The organism is Niveispirillum sp. FG148 (assembly GCF_057809655.1).
Genome location: NZ_JBMDKJ010000075.1, coordinates 1 through 849, shown reverse-complemented (window position 1 = coordinate 849; position 849 = coordinate 1). Strand labels below are relative to the sequence as shown.

Below are 849 nucleotides of genomic sequence, written 5' to 3'. Positions count from 1 at the left end.
AGCCCGATGCCATCGTGCATCTGGCCGCCGAAAGCCATGTCGACCGGTCCATCGATGGGCCGGATGCCTTCATCCAGACCAATGTGGTGGGCACGGGCGTGCTGCTGTCGGCGGCCCGCGATTACTGGCAGGGGCTGACCGGCGACAAGGCCGCGCAGTTCCGCTTCCACCATGTTTCGACCGACGAAGTGTTCGGGTCCCTGGGCGAAGAAGGCTTCTTCACCGAGACCACGCCCTACGCACCGCGCTCGCCCTATTCCGCGTCGAAGGCATCCAGCGACCATCTGGTCGACGCCTGGCACCATACCTATGGGCTGCCCGTCGTTCTGACCAACTGTTCCAACAATTACGGCCCCTATCACTTCCCGGAAAAGCTGATCCCGCTGGTCATCCTGAACGCGCTGGAACGCCGCCCCCTGCCCGTTTACGGCAAGGGTGACAATGTGCGCGACTGGCTGTTCGTCGAAGATCACGCCCGCGCCCTGTGGGAGGTGCTGACCCGCGGCCCCGTGGGCGAACGGTTCAATATCGGCGGCAATAACGAGAAGACCAACCTGGAGGTCGTGGAGCGCATCTGCGACATCCTGGATACGCTGCGCCCCGGCCCCGGCAGCCGCCGCGACCTGATCACCTTCGTGAAGGACCGGCCGGGACACGACCACCGCTACGCCATCGACGCCGCCAGGATCCGCCGCGAGCTGGGCTGGGAGCCGAAGGAAAGCTTCGAGACGGGGCTGGAGCGCACGGTGCGCTGGTACCTGGATAATGAATGGTGGTGGGGGCCCTTGCGGGAAGAAGCCCACAAGCGCCGGGGAGAGGGCAAGAAGAATGGCTAAGCGCAAGGGCATC

The 849-nt window shown here is 64.9% G+C and carries 1 protein-coding gene; it reads left to right on the top strand.

Annotation, left to right across the window (positions count from 1 at the left end; translation table 11 throughout):
• On the top strand, positions 1–836 hold an 836-nt coding region (gene rfbB, locus ACODTW_RS28260), incomplete at its 5' end, for a dTDP-glucose 4,6-dehydratase (RefSeq protein WP_488949553.1).
• Positions 837–849: the final 13 nt, after the last annotated feature.